The following is a 13,499-nucleotide window of genomic DNA, read 5'->3' as shown; positions in this document are numbered from 1 at the left end:
ATCCGCGGTCTTTTCGCCCGTCCCGGGTGGAAAGCCATCGCACGGCGCGGGTCGGTTTCACCTGCTGCCGCAAGTCCAACCCCTGAAACCACGGCGTCGCACGCAGCGGCCCGCGGCCAGGACACCAGGAAACAACATGTCTGTTGCCGATATCAACAAGGCCGAGATCGTCAAGGCCAATGCCCGCAGCGCAAACGACACGGGCTCGCCCGAAGTCCAAGTGGCACTGCTCACCGCTCGCATCAACGAGCTGACCCCCCACTTCAAGACCAACGCCAAGGACCACCACGGTCGCCGCGGCCTGCTGAAGATGGTCAACACCCGCAAGAGCCTGCTGGCGTACCTGAAGAACAAAGACGCGGACCGCTACACCGCGCTGATCCAGAAGCTGGGTCTGCGCAAGTAATCCGCTGAAGAACGCCAAGAGCCTGTCTGGATCACCCCAGCACAGGCTCTTTGCATTTGGAGCCCGGCACCCATTGATGACGATGTGTCATTCCAGAAGCGCTTCGACGCACGAGCGTCTCTGGAATGGCATCGCGCCAGGTTGCCCGCTCCGGGTCGATGCACCACCCGAAGGTGCCGAATCACGACAAGGAGATAGCAAATGAGCATGTTCAACAAAGTCACCAAGACCTTCCAATGGGGCCAGCACACCGTGCGCATGGAGACCGGCGAAATCGCGCGCCAGGCTTCGGGTGCGGTGCTGGTCGATGTGGAAGACACCGTGATCCTGGCCACCGTGGTCGGTGCCAAGAACGCCAAGCCGGGGCAAGACTTCTTCCCGCTGACCGTCGATTACCTCGAAAAGACCTACGCCGCCGGCAAGATCCCCGGCAGCTTCTTCAAGCGTGAAGGCCGCCCGAGCGAGCTCGAGACGCTGACCTCGCGCCTGATCGACCGCCCGCTGCGCCCGCTCTTCCCCGAGGGCTTCTACAACGAGGTGCAGGTCGTCATCCACGTGCTGTCGCTGAACCCCGAAGTCTCGGCCGACATCCCCGCGCTGATCGGCGCGAGCGCGGCGCTGGCGATTTCGGGCATCCCGTTCAACGGCCCCATCGGCGCCGCGCGCGTGGGCTACATCAACGGCCAGTACGTGCTGAACCCGGGCAAGACCCAGCTGCTCGACTCGCAGATGGACCTGGTGGTCGCCGGCACGCAAGCCGCGGTGCTGATGGTGGAGTCCGAAGCCCAGCAACTGAGCGAAGAAGTCATGCTCGGTGGCGTGGTGTTCGGCCACGAGCAGGGCAACGTCGCCATCGCCGTCATCAACGAACTCGTGCGTGAAGCCGGCAAGCCGGCCTGGGACTGGCAAGCGCCCGCGAAGGACGAGTCCTTCATCGGCAAGGTCACTTCGCTGGCCGAAGAAAAGCTGCGCGCTGCCTACCAGATCCGCTCGAAGCAGGCCCGCACGCAGGCCACGCGCCAGGCCACGGCCGATGTGTTCGCTGCGCTCGACGCCGACGGCACCACCTACGACAAGGTGAAGGTCGAGAACGTGCTGTTCGACATCGAAGCCCGCATCGTGCGCAGCCAGATCCTGTCTGGCGAGCCGCGCATCGACGGCCGCGACACCCGCACCGTGCGCCCCATCGAGATCCGCAACGGCGTGCTGCCGCGCGTGCACGGCTCGGCGCTGTTCACCCGCGGTGAGACGCAGGCCCTGGTGGCGGCCACGCTGGGCACCGACCGCGACTCGCAGAAGATCGACGCGCTGGCGGGCGAGTTCAGCGAGCACTTCATGCTTCACTACAACATGCCTCCGTTCGCCACCGGCGAAACCGGTCGCGTGGGCTCGCCGAAGCGCCGCGAAATCGGCCACGGCCGCCTGGCCAAGCGCGCGCTGGTCGCCGTGCTGCCCGATCGCGCCGAGTTCCCGTACTCGATGCGTGTCGTGTCCGAGATCACCGAGTCGAATGGTTCGTCGTCGATGGCTTCGGTGTGCGGCGGTTGCCTCGCGCTGATGGACGCAGGCGTGCCGATGAAGGCCCACGTGGCCGGCATCGCGATGGGCCTCATCAAAGAGGGCAACCGTTTCGCCGTGCTGACCGACATCCTCGGTGACGAAGATCACCTGGGCGACATGGACTTCAAGGTGGCCGGCACGACCACCGGCGTGACCGCGTTGCAGATGGACATCAAAATCCAGGGCATCACGAAAGAGATCATGCAGGTCGCCCTGGCCCAGGCCAAGGAAGCCCGCCTGCACATCCTCGGCAAGATGACCGAAGCGATGGGCGAGGCCAAGGCCGAGGTGTCGCAGTTCGCGCCGCGCCTGTACACGATGAAGATCAACCCCGAGAAGATCCGTGACGTGATCGGCAAGGGCGGCGCGACCATCCGTGCGCTGACCGAAGAGACCGGCACCACGATCGACATCGGCGAAGACGGCACGATCACCATCGCCTCGACCGACGCCGACAAGGCGGCCCACGCCAAGAAGCGCATCGAAGAGATCACCGCCGAAGTCGAAGTGGGCAAGGTCTACGAAGGCCCCATCACCAAGATCCTCGAATTCGGTGCCCTCGTGAACCTGCTGCCCGGCAAGGACGGCCTGCTGCACATCAGCCAGATCGCGCACCAGCGCGTCGAGAAGGTCACCGACTTCCTGAAGGAAGGCCAAGTGGTCAAGGTCAAGGTGCTCGAGACCGACGAGAAGGGCCGCGTCAAGCTGTCGATGAAAGCCCTGATCGACCGCGAACCGGCGCCGGCCGCCGAGTGAGCTGAAGGCTGATCCGCCCAGTCGTTCGCGGCTGGGTGGTTCGTCGAGCGACCCACCATGAGAGCCATTGAGATCAGCTCGTACGGCGCGCCGGAAGTGCTGCGCCCGGCCACTCGCCCCGACCCTGTCGCGGGTGCGGGCGAGGTGCTGATCCGCGTCGCTGCTTCGGGGGTAAATCGGCCCGACGTACTCCAGCGCAAGGGCCACTACCCGGTGCCGCCGGGGGCGTCTGACCTGCCGGGGCTCGAAGTGGCGGGCGTGATCGTCTCCGGCGACGCGCAGGCCATGGCCGAGGCGGGGCTCAAGATCGGTGACCGTGTCTGCGCGCTGGTGGCTGGCGGTGGTTATGCCGAGTTGTGCGTGGCCCCGGCCGTGCAGTGCCTGCCGGTGCCGGCGGGCTTCAACGACGTGCAGGCGGCGAGCCTGCCCGAGACCTTCTTCACCGTCTGGTCGAACGTGTTCGACCGCGCACGCCTGCAGCCTGGTGAAACCTTGCTCGTGCAAGGCGGCACCAGCGGCATCGGCGTCACGGCCATCCAGATGGCCAAGGTGTTCGGTGCGAGGGTGATCGCCACGGCGGGCAGCGACGACAAGTGCGCGGCTTGCTTGAAGCTCGGTGCCGACCATGCCATCAACTACCGCACGCAAGACTTCGTCGCCGAGGCGAAGCAACTGACCGGTGGCAAGGGCGTGGACGTGGTGCTCGACATGGTCGCTGGCGACTACATCGGGCGCGAGCTGCAGTGCCTGGCTGAAGACGGCCGCATCGTGATCATCGCGGTGCAAGGCGGCGTCGATTCGAAGATCGATGCCGGCCTCGTGCTGCGTCGCCGCCTCACGGTGACGGGCTCGACGCTGCGCCCGCGGGCGGTGGCGTTCAAGGCGGCGATTGCGAAGTCGCTGCGCGACACCGTGTGGCCGTGGCTCGAATCGGGCCGCATCCAGCCGGTGATCTACAAAGAATTCCCTGCCGAGCAGGCAGCGCAGGCCCATGCGCTGATGGAGTCGAACCAGCACATCGGCAAGTTGGTGCTGGTCTGGTAAGAACAATCGAGGAGCGAGAGCGATGCGTCGCAAGCTGGTGGTGGGCAACTGGAAGATGAACGGCAATCGCGTCAGTAACATGGAGTTGCTGGCCGAGTTGCACAAGGCAGGCCCCTGGGGGGCCGACGTTGCCGTGTGCGTGCCGTTCCCGTACTTCTCCGACGTGGCCATGTCGCTGCAAGGCAGCCGCATGGCCTGGGGGGCACAAGACTGTTCGACCCATGAGTCGGGTGCCTACACCGGCGAAGTGTCGGCCGGCATGCTGGCCGAGTTCGGCTGCCACCTGGTGATCGTCGGGCACTCCGAACGCCGGGCCTACCATGCCGAAAGCGACCAGCTCGTCGCCGACAAGGCCAAGATCGCGCTGGCCCACAAGCTCATCCCCATCGTGTGCGTCGGCGAGACGCTGGCCGAGCGCGAGGCGGGCCAGACCGATGCGGTGGTCAAGCGCCAGCTGTCGGCCGTGATCCACACGCTGGGCCACTGCATCTCGCAGGTCGTCGTTGCCTATGAGCCCGTGTGGGCCATCGGCACGGGCAAGACCGCGTCGCCCGAGCAGGCCCAGCAAGTGCACGCGCTGCTGCGCACGCAGTTGCGCGCGGCCAGCGAAAAGGCTGATGACATGAAGCTGCTCTACGGTGGCAGCGTGAAGGCCGACAACGCGGCCGAACTGTTCGCGCAACCCGACATCGACGGCGGCCTCATCGGCGGCGCGTCGCTCAAGGCGGCCGACTTCGCGACCATCTGCCGCGCGGCCAGCTGAAATCACAAGAATCTTTCTGGAGACCTGAAGAATGCAAGTGTTGTTCAACCTCGTGCTGGGCGTGCAGATCCTCGCCGCGCTGGCGATCATCGGGCTCGTGCTGGTGCAGCACGGCAAGGGCGCCGACATGGGTGCTTCGTTCGGCAGCGGGTCGGCCGGCAGCCTGTTCGGTGCGACCGGCAGCGCCAACTTCCTCTCACGGGCCACCGCGGTGGCGGCCACGGTGTTCTTCGTGTGCACGCTGGGCCTGGCCTACTCGTCGCACGAGCGCGCCAAGCCGACCGGCGACACGCTGCTCGACCGCGCCAACGCGGCCGTGCCCGCGGCCAGTGCGGCGTCGGGCGCGGCGCAGATCCCGCTGGGGGCTGCTTCGGCGGCGGCCGCTTCGGCACCTGCTCCGGCTGCTTCGGGCGCGGCAGCCATCCCGACCCAGTGACCGCACGCGGTCATTGATGAAGAGGGTGAGGGCGCTGCGGCGCGCGCTCACCCTATCGCGCGTAGCCCGCGCGACGAGTTTGATCTTTTGCAAGTGCTCAACAAAGTCGCTTGCACAATGCTGCAATGCGGTGCTTTAGGGTTAGAATGCGCGGCTGTCCGGTGAGCCATTCCTCATGCGATCCGGACGCTGCGTGAAGCGCAGCCGACGTGGTGAAATTGGTAGACACGCTATCTTGAGGGGGTAGTGGCGAAAGCTGTGCGAGTTCGAGTCTCGCCGTCGGCACCAGATCTGCTCCGAAGCGCATGATGCGCTTCGCGAGCAACCCGCAAAGCACCCAGCAGCGCACCATGGATCTTGCCCCCTACCTCCCGGTCATCCTGTTCATCTTGGTGGGCGTGGCGGTCGGCGTAGCACCCCAGGTCCTCGGTTTCATCTTCGGCCCCCGCAGGCCCGACCAAGCCAAGAACTCTCCGTACGAATGCGGCTTCGAAGCCTTCGAAGACGCGCGGATGAAGTTCGACGTGCGCTACTACCTGGTCGCCATCCTCTTCATCCTGTTCGACCTCGAAATCGCCTTCCTCTTTCCGTGGGCTGTGGCCTTGCGCGAAATCGGTCCGGTGGGCTTCTGGTCGATGATGGTGTTCCTGGGCATCCTGGTGGTGGGTTTCATCTACGAGTGGAAGAAGGGCGCGCTGGACTGGGAATGAGTTCCCCGGCCGCTGGCCTGGCGCTTCGATTCAACCATTCGGCGTGATTCGCCCCCACTGACATCTGAGAGTTCCGACATGGGCATCGAAGGCGTTCTCAAAGAAGGGTTCGTGACCACGAGCCTGGACACGGTGATCAACTGGTCCAAGACCGGCTCGCTGTGGCCCATGACCTTCGGTCTGGCCTGCTGCGCCGTCGAAATGATGCATGCGGGCGCGGCCCGCTATGACATCGACCGCTTCGGCATGTTGTTCCGCCCCAGCCCCCGGCAAAGCGACCTGATGATCGTCGCCGGCACCCTGTGCAACAAGATGGCCCCGGCCCTGCGCAAGGTCTACGACCAGATGGCCGAACCGCGCTGGGTGCTCAGCATGGGCTCATGCGCCAACGGCGGCGGCTACTACCACTACAGCTACTCGGTCGTGCGGGGCTGCGACCGCATCGTTCCGGTCGATGTGTACGTGCCGGGTTGCCCGCCCACGGCCGAGGCGCTGCTGTACGGCATCCTGCAGTTGCAGGCCAAGATCCGGCGCGAAAACACCATCGCCCGCTGAGTCGCCCCGAAGGTTTTCATGAGCAATCTCGACACCCTGACCTCGGCGCTCGAATCGGCACTCGGCCACCGCATCAAGCGCATGGTGCGCGACCGCGGCGAGCTCACCCTCACCGTTGGGGCTGCCGACTACGCCAGCGCAATGCGCACGCTGCGCGACGACGCCGCACTCGCCTTCGAGCAACTGATCGACCTGTGCGGCATGGACTATTCCGCCTACAAAGACATGCCGCAGGAAGGTCTGCGCTTCGGCGTCGTGTCCCACCTGCTGTCGGTCAGCAAGAACTGGCGCCTGCGCGTGAAGGTGATGTGCGCCGACGACGACCTGCCCATGGTCGAGTCCGTCACCCCGATCTGGAACTCGGCCAACTGGTTCGAGCGCGAAGCCTTCGACCTCTACGGCATCCTGTTCGAGGGCCATGTGGATCTGCGCCGCATCCTCACCGACTACGGCTTCATCGGCCACCCCTTCCGCAAGGACTTCCCGACCTCGGGCCACGTCGAGATGCGCTACGACCCCGAGCAGAAGCGCGTGATCTACCAGCCCGTGACGATCGAGCCGCGCGAAATCACCCCGCGCGTGATCCGCGAAGACAACTACGGCGGCCTGCACTGAGCGCACCCCATGGCTGACATCAAGAACTACACGCTCAACTTCGGCCCGCAGCACCCGGCCGCGCACGGTGTGCTGCGCCTCGTGCTCGAACTCGATGGCGAAGTGATCCAGCGTGCCGACCCGCACATCGGCCTGCTGCACCGCGCGACCGAAAAGCTGGCCGAGAGCAAGACCTACATCCAGTCGCTGCCATACATGGACCGTCTCGACTATGTGTCGATGATGAGCAATGAGCACGCGTACTGCCTGGCCATCGAAAAGCTGATGGGCATCGAGGTGCCGCTGCGTGCGCAGTACATCCGCGTGATGTTCAGCGAGATCACGCGCCTGCTGAACCACCTGCTGTGGATTGGCGCGCACGGCCTCGACTGTGGCGCGATGAACATCCTGATCTACGCGTTCCGCGAGCGTGAAGACCTGTTTGACATGTACGAGGCGGTGTCAGGCGCGCGCATGCACGCGGCCTATTTCCGTCCGGGCGGCGTGTACCGCGACCTGCCGGATTCGATGCCGCAGTACCGGGTCTCGAAGATCCGCAACGCCAAGGCGATCGCCGCGCTGAACGAAAACCGCCAGGGCTCGCTGCTCGATTTCATCGACGACTTCTGCAAGCGCTTCCCGAAGAACGTCGATGACTACGAAACCCTGCTGACCGACAACCGCATCTGGAAGCAGCGCACTGTGGGCATCGGCGTCGTGTCGCCCGAGCGTGCGCTGAACCTCGGTTTCACCGGCCCGATGCTGCGCGGCTCGGGCATCGAATGGGACCTGCGCAAGAAGCAGCCCTACGAGGTCTACGACCAGATGGATTTCGACATCCCGATCGGCAAGACGGGCGACACCTACGACCGTTACCTCGTGCGCGTGGCCGAGATGCGCGAGTCGAACCGCATCATCCAGCAGTGCGTCGAGTGGTTGCGCAAGAACCCCGGCCCGGTCATCACCGACAACCACAAGGTGGCCCCGCCATCGCGCGTCGAGATGAAGTCGAGCATGGAGCAGCTGATCCACCACTTCAAGCTCTTCACCGAAGGCTTCCGCGTGCCCGAAGGCGAGGCATATGCCGCCGTCGAGCACCCGAAGGGCGAGTTCGGCATCTACCTCGTCAGCGATGGGGCCAACAAGCCGTACCGCCTGAAGATCCGCGCCCCGGGTTTCGCCCACCTGGCAGCGCTCGATGAAATGTCGCGCGGCCACATGATTGCCGACGCGGTGGCGGTGATCGGCACGATGGACATCGTGTTCGGAGAGATTGACCGATGAGCACAAGCGCAGCAACCCCGGCCCTGGTCTTCAGCGAAGCGACGCTGGCGCGCTTTGCCCGCGAAGTGGCGAAGTACCCCGCCGAGCAGAAACAGTCTGCCGTGATGGCCTGCCTGGCCATCGTGCAGCAAGAGCAGGGCCACGTCTCGCAAGAGGCCGAGAAGCTCGTCGCCGATTACCTCGGCATGCCGCCCATCGCGGTGCACGAGGTGACGACCTTCTACAACATGTACAACCAGCACCCGGTGGGCCAGTTCAAGCTGAACGTGTGCACCAACCTGCCGTGCCAGTTGCGCGACGGCCAGAAAGCACTCGATCACCTGTGCCACAAGCTGGGCGTCGAAGAAGGCGGCACGACGGCCGATGGCCTCGTCACCGTGCAAAAGAGCGAGTGCCTCGGCGCCTGCGCCGACGCGCCCGTGATGCTGGTCAACGACCGCCAGATGTGCAGCTTCATGACACCCGAGCGGCTCGACGACCTGATCGACACGCTGCGTGCGAACGCGAAGTCCAAGTGAGAGCCACGCGATGACGCTCGATCTGTCCAAGTTCCAATCGACCGGTACCGAGACCTGCTTCCATGGCCGGCACATCGGCCCGCAGATCTATGCCGACCTGAACGGCAAGAACTGGTCGCTCAAAGACTACGAAGCGCGTGGCGGCTATGTGGCGCTGCGCAAGATTCTTCAAGGTGCTGATGGCGTCGAGCCGATGACGCCCGATCAGGTCATCGCCGAAGTGAAGACCTCGGGCCTGCGGGGCCGGGGCGGCGCGGGCTTTCCGACCGGCCTGAAGTGGAGCTTCATGCCGCGTCAGTTTCCGGGGCAGAAGTTCCTGGTCTGCAACTCCGACGAGGGGGAGCCGGGGACCTGCAAGGACCGCGACATCCTGATGTTCAACCCGCACGCGGTGATCGAAGGCATGGCCATCGCCGCTTTCGCGATGGGCATCCGCACGGGCTACAACTACATCCACGGCGAGATCTTCGAGGTGTACGAGCGCTTCGAAGCTGCACTAGAAGAGGCGCGCGCCGCGGGCTACCTGGGCGACAACATCCTGGGCAGCAGCCACAGCTTCCAGTTGCATGCGGCGCATGGTTTCGGTGCCTACATCTGCGGCGAAGAAACCGCCTTGCTCGAATCGCTCGAAGGCAAGAAGGGCCAGCCGCGGTTCAAGCCGCCGTTCCCCGCGAGCTATGGGCTGTACGGCAAGCCGACCACGATCAACAACACCGAGACCTTCGCGGCGGTGCCCTGGATCATCCGCAACGGTGGCCAGGCCTACCTCGAAGTGGGCAAGCCCAACAACGGCGGCACGAAGATCTTCTCGGTGGTGGGTGATGTGCAGCGCCCCGGCAACTACGAGGTGCCGATGGGCACGCCCTTCAGCAAGTTGCTTGAGCTTGCCGGTGGCGTGCGCCCGGGCCGCACGCTGAAGGCGGTGATTCCTGGCGGATCGTCGGCCCCGGTGCTGCCGGCGGCCATCATGAACGAGTGCACGATGGACTACGACTCCATCGCCAAGGCCGGCTCGATGCTGGGCTCGGGTGCGGTGATCGTGATGGACGACACCCGTTGCATGGTCAAGAGCCTGCTGCGCCTGTCGTACTTCTACATGCACGAAAGCTGCGGTCAGTGCACGCCGTGCCGCGAGGGCACCGGCTGGCTGTGGCGCATGGTCGATCGCATCGCGCGCGGCGAGGGCCGCATCGAAGACGTGGACCTGCTGAACTCGGTCGCCGACAACATCCAGGGGCGCACGATCTGCGCGCTGGGCGATGCGGCGGCGATGCCGGTGCGGGCCATGATCAAGCACTACCGCGACGAGTTCGTCCACCTGATCGAGCACAAGACACCGAAGGTTGCGGCCACTGCCTGAGGGCAGGGCGCGACGAGGGCAAGAACCGATGATTGAAATCGAACTCGACGGCAAGAAGGTAGAGGTCACCGAAGGCAGCATGGTGATGCATGCGGCCGACAAGGCGGGCACCTACATCCCGCACTTCTGCTATCACAAGAAGCTGTCCATCGCGGCCAACTGCCGCATGTGCCTGGTCGATGTCGAGAAGGCGCCCAAGCCGATGCCGGCCTGCGCCACGCCCGTCACGCAGGGCATGATCGTCCGCACCAAGAGCGACAAGGCGGTCAAGGCCCAGCAGGGCGTGATGGAGTTTCTGCTCATCAACCACCCGCTCGACTGCCCCATCTGCGACCAGGGCGGCGAGTGCCAGTTGCAAGACCTGGCGGTGGGCTACGGCGCTTCGAATTCGCGCTACACCGAAGAAAAGCGCGTGGTTCTGCGCAAAGAGGCGAGCCCGCTCGTGGGCATGGAAGAAATGACGCGCTGCATCCAGTGCACGCGCTGCGTCCGCTTCGGCCAAGAAGTCGCCGGCATCATGGAACTGGGCATGGTGAACCGGGGCGAGCACTCCGAGATCACCACGGTCGCGGGCGACACCATCGACTCCGAGCTGTCGGGCAACATGATCGACCTGTGCCCGGTCGGCGCCCTCACGAGCCGGCCATTCCGCTACAGCGCCCGCACCTGGGAACTCTCGCGCCGCAAGAGCGTGAGCCCACACGACAGCACGGGTGCCAACCTGATCGTGCAGGTCAAGGGCAACCGCGTGATGCGTGTGCTGCCGCTCGAAAACGAAGACGTCAACGAGTGCTGGCTGGCCGACCGTGACCGCTTCTCGTACGAAGCCGTCAACAGCGAAGACCGCCTGACCACGCCGATGATCAAGCAGGGCGGCGAGTGGAAACCGGTGGACTGGACCACGGCGCTCGAATACGTCACCCGCAACCTGAACGAAATCAAGGCGCAGCACGGCCCGCAAAGCATCGGCGCGCTGGGCTCGGCCCACAGCACCGTCGAAGAACTGCACCTGCTGCAAAAGCTCGTGCGCGGCCTGGGCAGCGACAACGTCGACTACCGCCTGCGCCACGCCGATTTCTCGGTCGAGTCCGCGCAGGCTGCGCGCTGGCTGGGAGCCTCCATCGCGTCGTTGACGAACCTGCAACGCGTGCTGGTCGTGGGCTCGTTCCTGCGCAAAGACCACCCGCTGTTCGCGCAGCGCATCCGCCAGGCCGCGCGCAAGGGCGCGAAGGTCCACAGCATCCACGCGCTGCAAGACGATTGGCTGATGCCGATGGCCGCTGGTATCACCGTGGCGCCAAGTGGCTGGGTCAGCGCGCTGGCCGAGGTCGCTGCGTCGGTTGCGGCGAGCAAGGGCGTGTCGGCACCGACCCCGGCGCAGGCCACCGAGGCCGGCAAGCTCATTGCCGAGTCGCTGCTGTCGGGCGAGCGCAAGGCCGTGCTGCTGGGCAATGCCGCCGCGCAACACCCGCAGGCCGCGCAACTGTTGGCACTGGCCAACTGGATCGGCGAGCAGACGGGCGCCAGCGTCGGCTACCTCACCGAGGCAGCCAACACCGTTGGCGCGCAACTCGTCGGCGCATTGCCCAAGAGCGGCGGCAAGAACGCCGGCCAGATGCTGAGCGAAGGTTCGCTGAAGGCCGTGCTGTTGCTCAACACCGAGCCGGCCTTCGATGCGGCCAACCCCGCGCTCGCGCAGGCCACCTTGCAAAAGGCCGGCACCGTGATCGCGCTGACGGCGTTCAAGAACGCTGCGGCGGACGAGGCCGATGTGCTGCTGCCGATCGCTCCGTTCACCGAGACTTCGGGCAGCTTCGTCAACGCCGAAGGGCGTGTACAGAGCTTCCACGGCGTCGTGAAGCCCTTGGGCGATGCCCGTCCGGCGTGGAAGGTGCTCCGCGTGCTGGGCAACATGCTCGGCCTGCCAGGGTTCAGCCAAGAGACTTCTGAAGAGGTGAAGGCCGAGGCGCTGGGCGATCTGGCCAGCGTCGCCGCGCGCCTGAGCAATGCAGGCGGTGGGGCCGTGACCCCAGCCGCGGCGCCGGCCACCGGTGCCGAGCGCATCGCCGACGTGCCGATCTACAGCGCCGATTCGCTGGTGCGCCGCGCCGCGCCGCTGCAACTCACGACCGACGCCAAGCCGCCGGTGGCGAGCGTGTCGTCGTCGTTGTGGGCGCAGCTTGGCCTGAGCACTGGCGCCACGGTGCGCCTGAGCCAGGGCGAGGCGCGTGCCGAACTGCCGGTGCGCCTGGACGAAACCCTCGCGCCCAACGCCGTGCGCGTGCCCGCCGGTCACCCGCTGACCGCCGGCCTGGGGTCGATGTTCGGCCCCATCACCGTCGAGAAGGTGTGAGGACACGACCATGATCGACACCTTCAACAACTTCGGCAGCGACCTGCTCGGCGGCTTCTGGCCCGTCGTGTGGACGCTGATCAAGATCGTCGCGGTGGTGGCGCCGCTGATGGTCTGCGTGGCCTACCTCACGCTGTGGGAACGCAAGGCCATCGGCTGGACGCAGATCCGCCCCGGCCCGAACCGCGTGGGCCCCTTCGGCCTGCTGACGCCCATTGCCGACGCGGTGAAGCTGATCTTCAAAGAGATCATCGTTCCCACGGCCGCCAACAAGCGCCTGTTCTTCCTCGGCCCGATCATGACGATCATGCCGGCGCTGGCGGCCTGGGCCGTGGTGCCCTTCGGTCCCGAGGCGGCGTTGGCCAACATCAACGCGGGTCTGCTGTTCCTGCTGGCAATCACCTCGATGGAGGTCTACGGCGTGATCATCGCCGGCTGGGCCTCGAACTCGAAGTACGCCTTCCTGGGCGCGCTGCGTGCCTCGGCCCAGATGGTCAGCTATGAAATCGCGATGGGCTTCGCGCTCGTCGTGGTGCTGATGGTCTCGGGCAGCCTCAACATGACCGAGATCGTGCTGGGGCAGGGCAAGGGCTGGTTCGCCGAGCATGGTGTGAGCTTCCTGTCGTGGAACTGGCTGCCGCTGCTGCCCATCTTTGTCGTGTACTTCATCTCGGGCCTGGCCGAAACCAACCGCCACCCGTTCGACGTGGTCGAAGGCGAATCCGAAATCGTCGCCGGCCACATGATCGAGTACTCGGGCATGGCCTTCGCGATGTTCTTCCTGGCCGAGTACGCGAACATGATCCTGGTCTCGGTGCTGGCCGTGACGCTGTTCCTCGGCGGTTGGATGGCCCCGGTCTCGTTCTCTGCCTTCGGCATGACGACCCCCGAGTGGATCGTGGGTTCGATGTGGTTCTGGAACTGGTTCTGGCTGTTCGCCAAGACCTTCGTCGTCGTGACCATGTTCCTGTGGGTGCGCGCTTCGTTCCCGCGCTTCCGCTACGACCAGATCATGCGTCTGGGCTGGAAGATCTTCATCCCGGTCACCCTGGTGTGGTTGCTGGTGGTGGGCCTGTGGATCCAGTCGCCGTTCAACATCTGGGAATCTTCGGACACGCCGCGGCCCACCGCCGTCGAAGCGTCCGGACAGGAGGGCTGAC

General features: G+C 65.4%; 13 protein-coding genes and 1 tRNA gene. All 14 read left to right on the top strand.

The features are described from left to right. The first annotated feature begins 136 nt into the window (after positions 1 to 136). The 14 genes from rpsO (at position 137) to nuoH (ending at position 13,498) form a co-directional block, all read left to right on the top strand. Positions 137 to 406, top strand: a complete 270-nt coding sequence (gene rpsO / locus AC1KAT_RS08530) for a 30S ribosomal protein S15 (RefSeq protein ID WP_480324783.1) — start codon at positions 137 to 139, stop codon at positions 404 to 406. Positions 407 to 607: 201 nt separating this feature from the next. Further along, positions 608 to 2,722: a polyribonucleotide nucleotidyltransferase gene (pnp, locus tag AC1KAT_RS08525; protein ID WP_480324781.1), complete on the top strand. Its 2,115-nt coding sequence runs from the start codon at positions 608 to 610 to the stop codon at positions 2,720 to 2,722. 57 nt (positions 2,723 to 2,779) lie between these two features. After that, on the top strand, positions 2,780 to 3,766 hold the full coding sequence (locus tag AC1KAT_RS08520) for an NAD(P)H-quinone oxidoreductase (RefSeq protein WP_480324779.1): 987 nt from the start codon (positions 2,780 to 2,782) through the stop codon (positions 3,764 to 3,766). Between the two features lie 22 nt (positions 3,767 to 3,788). Beyond that, positions 3,789 to 4,529, top strand: a complete 741-nt coding sequence (tpiA, locus tag AC1KAT_RS08515) for a triose-phosphate isomerase (protein WP_480324777.1) — start codon at positions 3,789 to 3,791, stop codon at positions 4,527 to 4,529. A 31-nt stretch (positions 4,530 to 4,560) separates the two neighbouring features. Next, positions 4,561 to 4,965, top strand: coding sequence for a preprotein translocase subunit SecG (gene secG, locus AC1KAT_RS08510; protein ID WP_480324775.1), 405 nt, complete (start codon positions 4,561 to 4,563; stop codon positions 4,963 to 4,965). 203 nt (positions 4,966 to 5,168) lie between these two features. Continuing rightward, positions 5,169 to 5,253: transfer RNA gene (locus AC1KAT_RS08505), tRNA-Leu, on the top strand. Positions 5,254 to 5,315: 62 nt separating this feature from the next. Next, positions 5,316 to 5,675, top strand: coding sequence for an NADH-quinone oxidoreductase subunit A (locus AC1KAT_RS08500; protein ID WP_480324773.1), 360 nt, complete (start codon positions 5,316 to 5,318; stop codon positions 5,673 to 5,675). A gap of 78 nt (positions 5,676 to 5,753) precedes the next feature. Next, positions 5,754 to 6,230, top strand: a complete 477-nt coding sequence (locus AC1KAT_RS08495) for a NuoB/complex I 20 kDa subunit family protein (protein ID WP_056659068.1) — start codon at positions 5,754 to 5,756, stop codon at positions 6,228 to 6,230. An 18-nt stretch (positions 6,231 to 6,248) separates the two neighbouring features. Continuing rightward, positions 6,249 to 6,845 carry an NADH-quinone oxidoreductase subunit C gene (locus AC1KAT_RS08490; RefSeq protein ID WP_480324771.1) on the top strand — a complete coding sequence of 199 codons (597 nt, stop codon included), beginning with the start codon at positions 6,249 to 6,251 and terminating at the stop codon, positions 6,843 to 6,845. A 9-nt stretch (positions 6,846 to 6,854) separates the two neighbouring features. Beyond that, entirely contained in the window at positions 6,855 to 8,108 is a 1,254-nt protein-coding gene (locus AC1KAT_RS08485) for an NADH-quinone oxidoreductase subunit D (protein ID WP_480324769.1), read from the top strand. Further along, the gene (gene nuoE / locus AC1KAT_RS08480) at positions 8,105 to 8,626 is read left to right on the top strand and encodes an NADH-quinone oxidoreductase subunit NuoE (protein ID WP_480324767.1); all 522 of its coding nucleotides are present in this window, start codon (positions 8,105 to 8,107) and stop codon (positions 8,624 to 8,626) included. Before AC1KAT_RS08485 ends, nuoE begins: the two co-directional genes overlap by 4 nt. 10 nt (positions 8,627 to 8,636) lie before the next feature. Continuing rightward, complete coding sequence (gene nuoF / locus AC1KAT_RS08475) at positions 8,637 to 9,986, top strand: NADH-quinone oxidoreductase subunit NuoF (RefSeq protein ID WP_480324765.1); 1,350 nt, start codon at positions 8,637 to 8,639, stop codon at positions 9,984 to 9,986. Positions 9,987 to 10,014: 28 nt separating this feature from the next. Beyond that, complete coding sequence (gene nuoG, locus AC1KAT_RS08470) at positions 10,015 to 12,339, top strand: NADH-quinone oxidoreductase subunit NuoG (RefSeq protein ID WP_480324763.1); 2,325 nt, start codon at positions 10,015 to 10,017, stop codon at positions 12,337 to 12,339. Between the two features lie 10 nt (positions 12,340 to 12,349). Next, positions 12,350 to 13,498: an NADH-quinone oxidoreductase subunit NuoH gene (nuoH, locus tag AC1KAT_RS08465; RefSeq protein ID WP_480324761.1), complete on the top strand. Its 1,149-nt coding sequence runs from the start codon at positions 12,350 to 12,352 to the stop codon at positions 13,496 to 13,498. Position 13,499: the final 1 nt, after the last annotated feature.

This window comes from Piscinibacter sp. PDB5-1, assembly GCF_056676035.1.
This window is presented reverse-complemented; position numbering and strand designations above follow the sequence as displayed.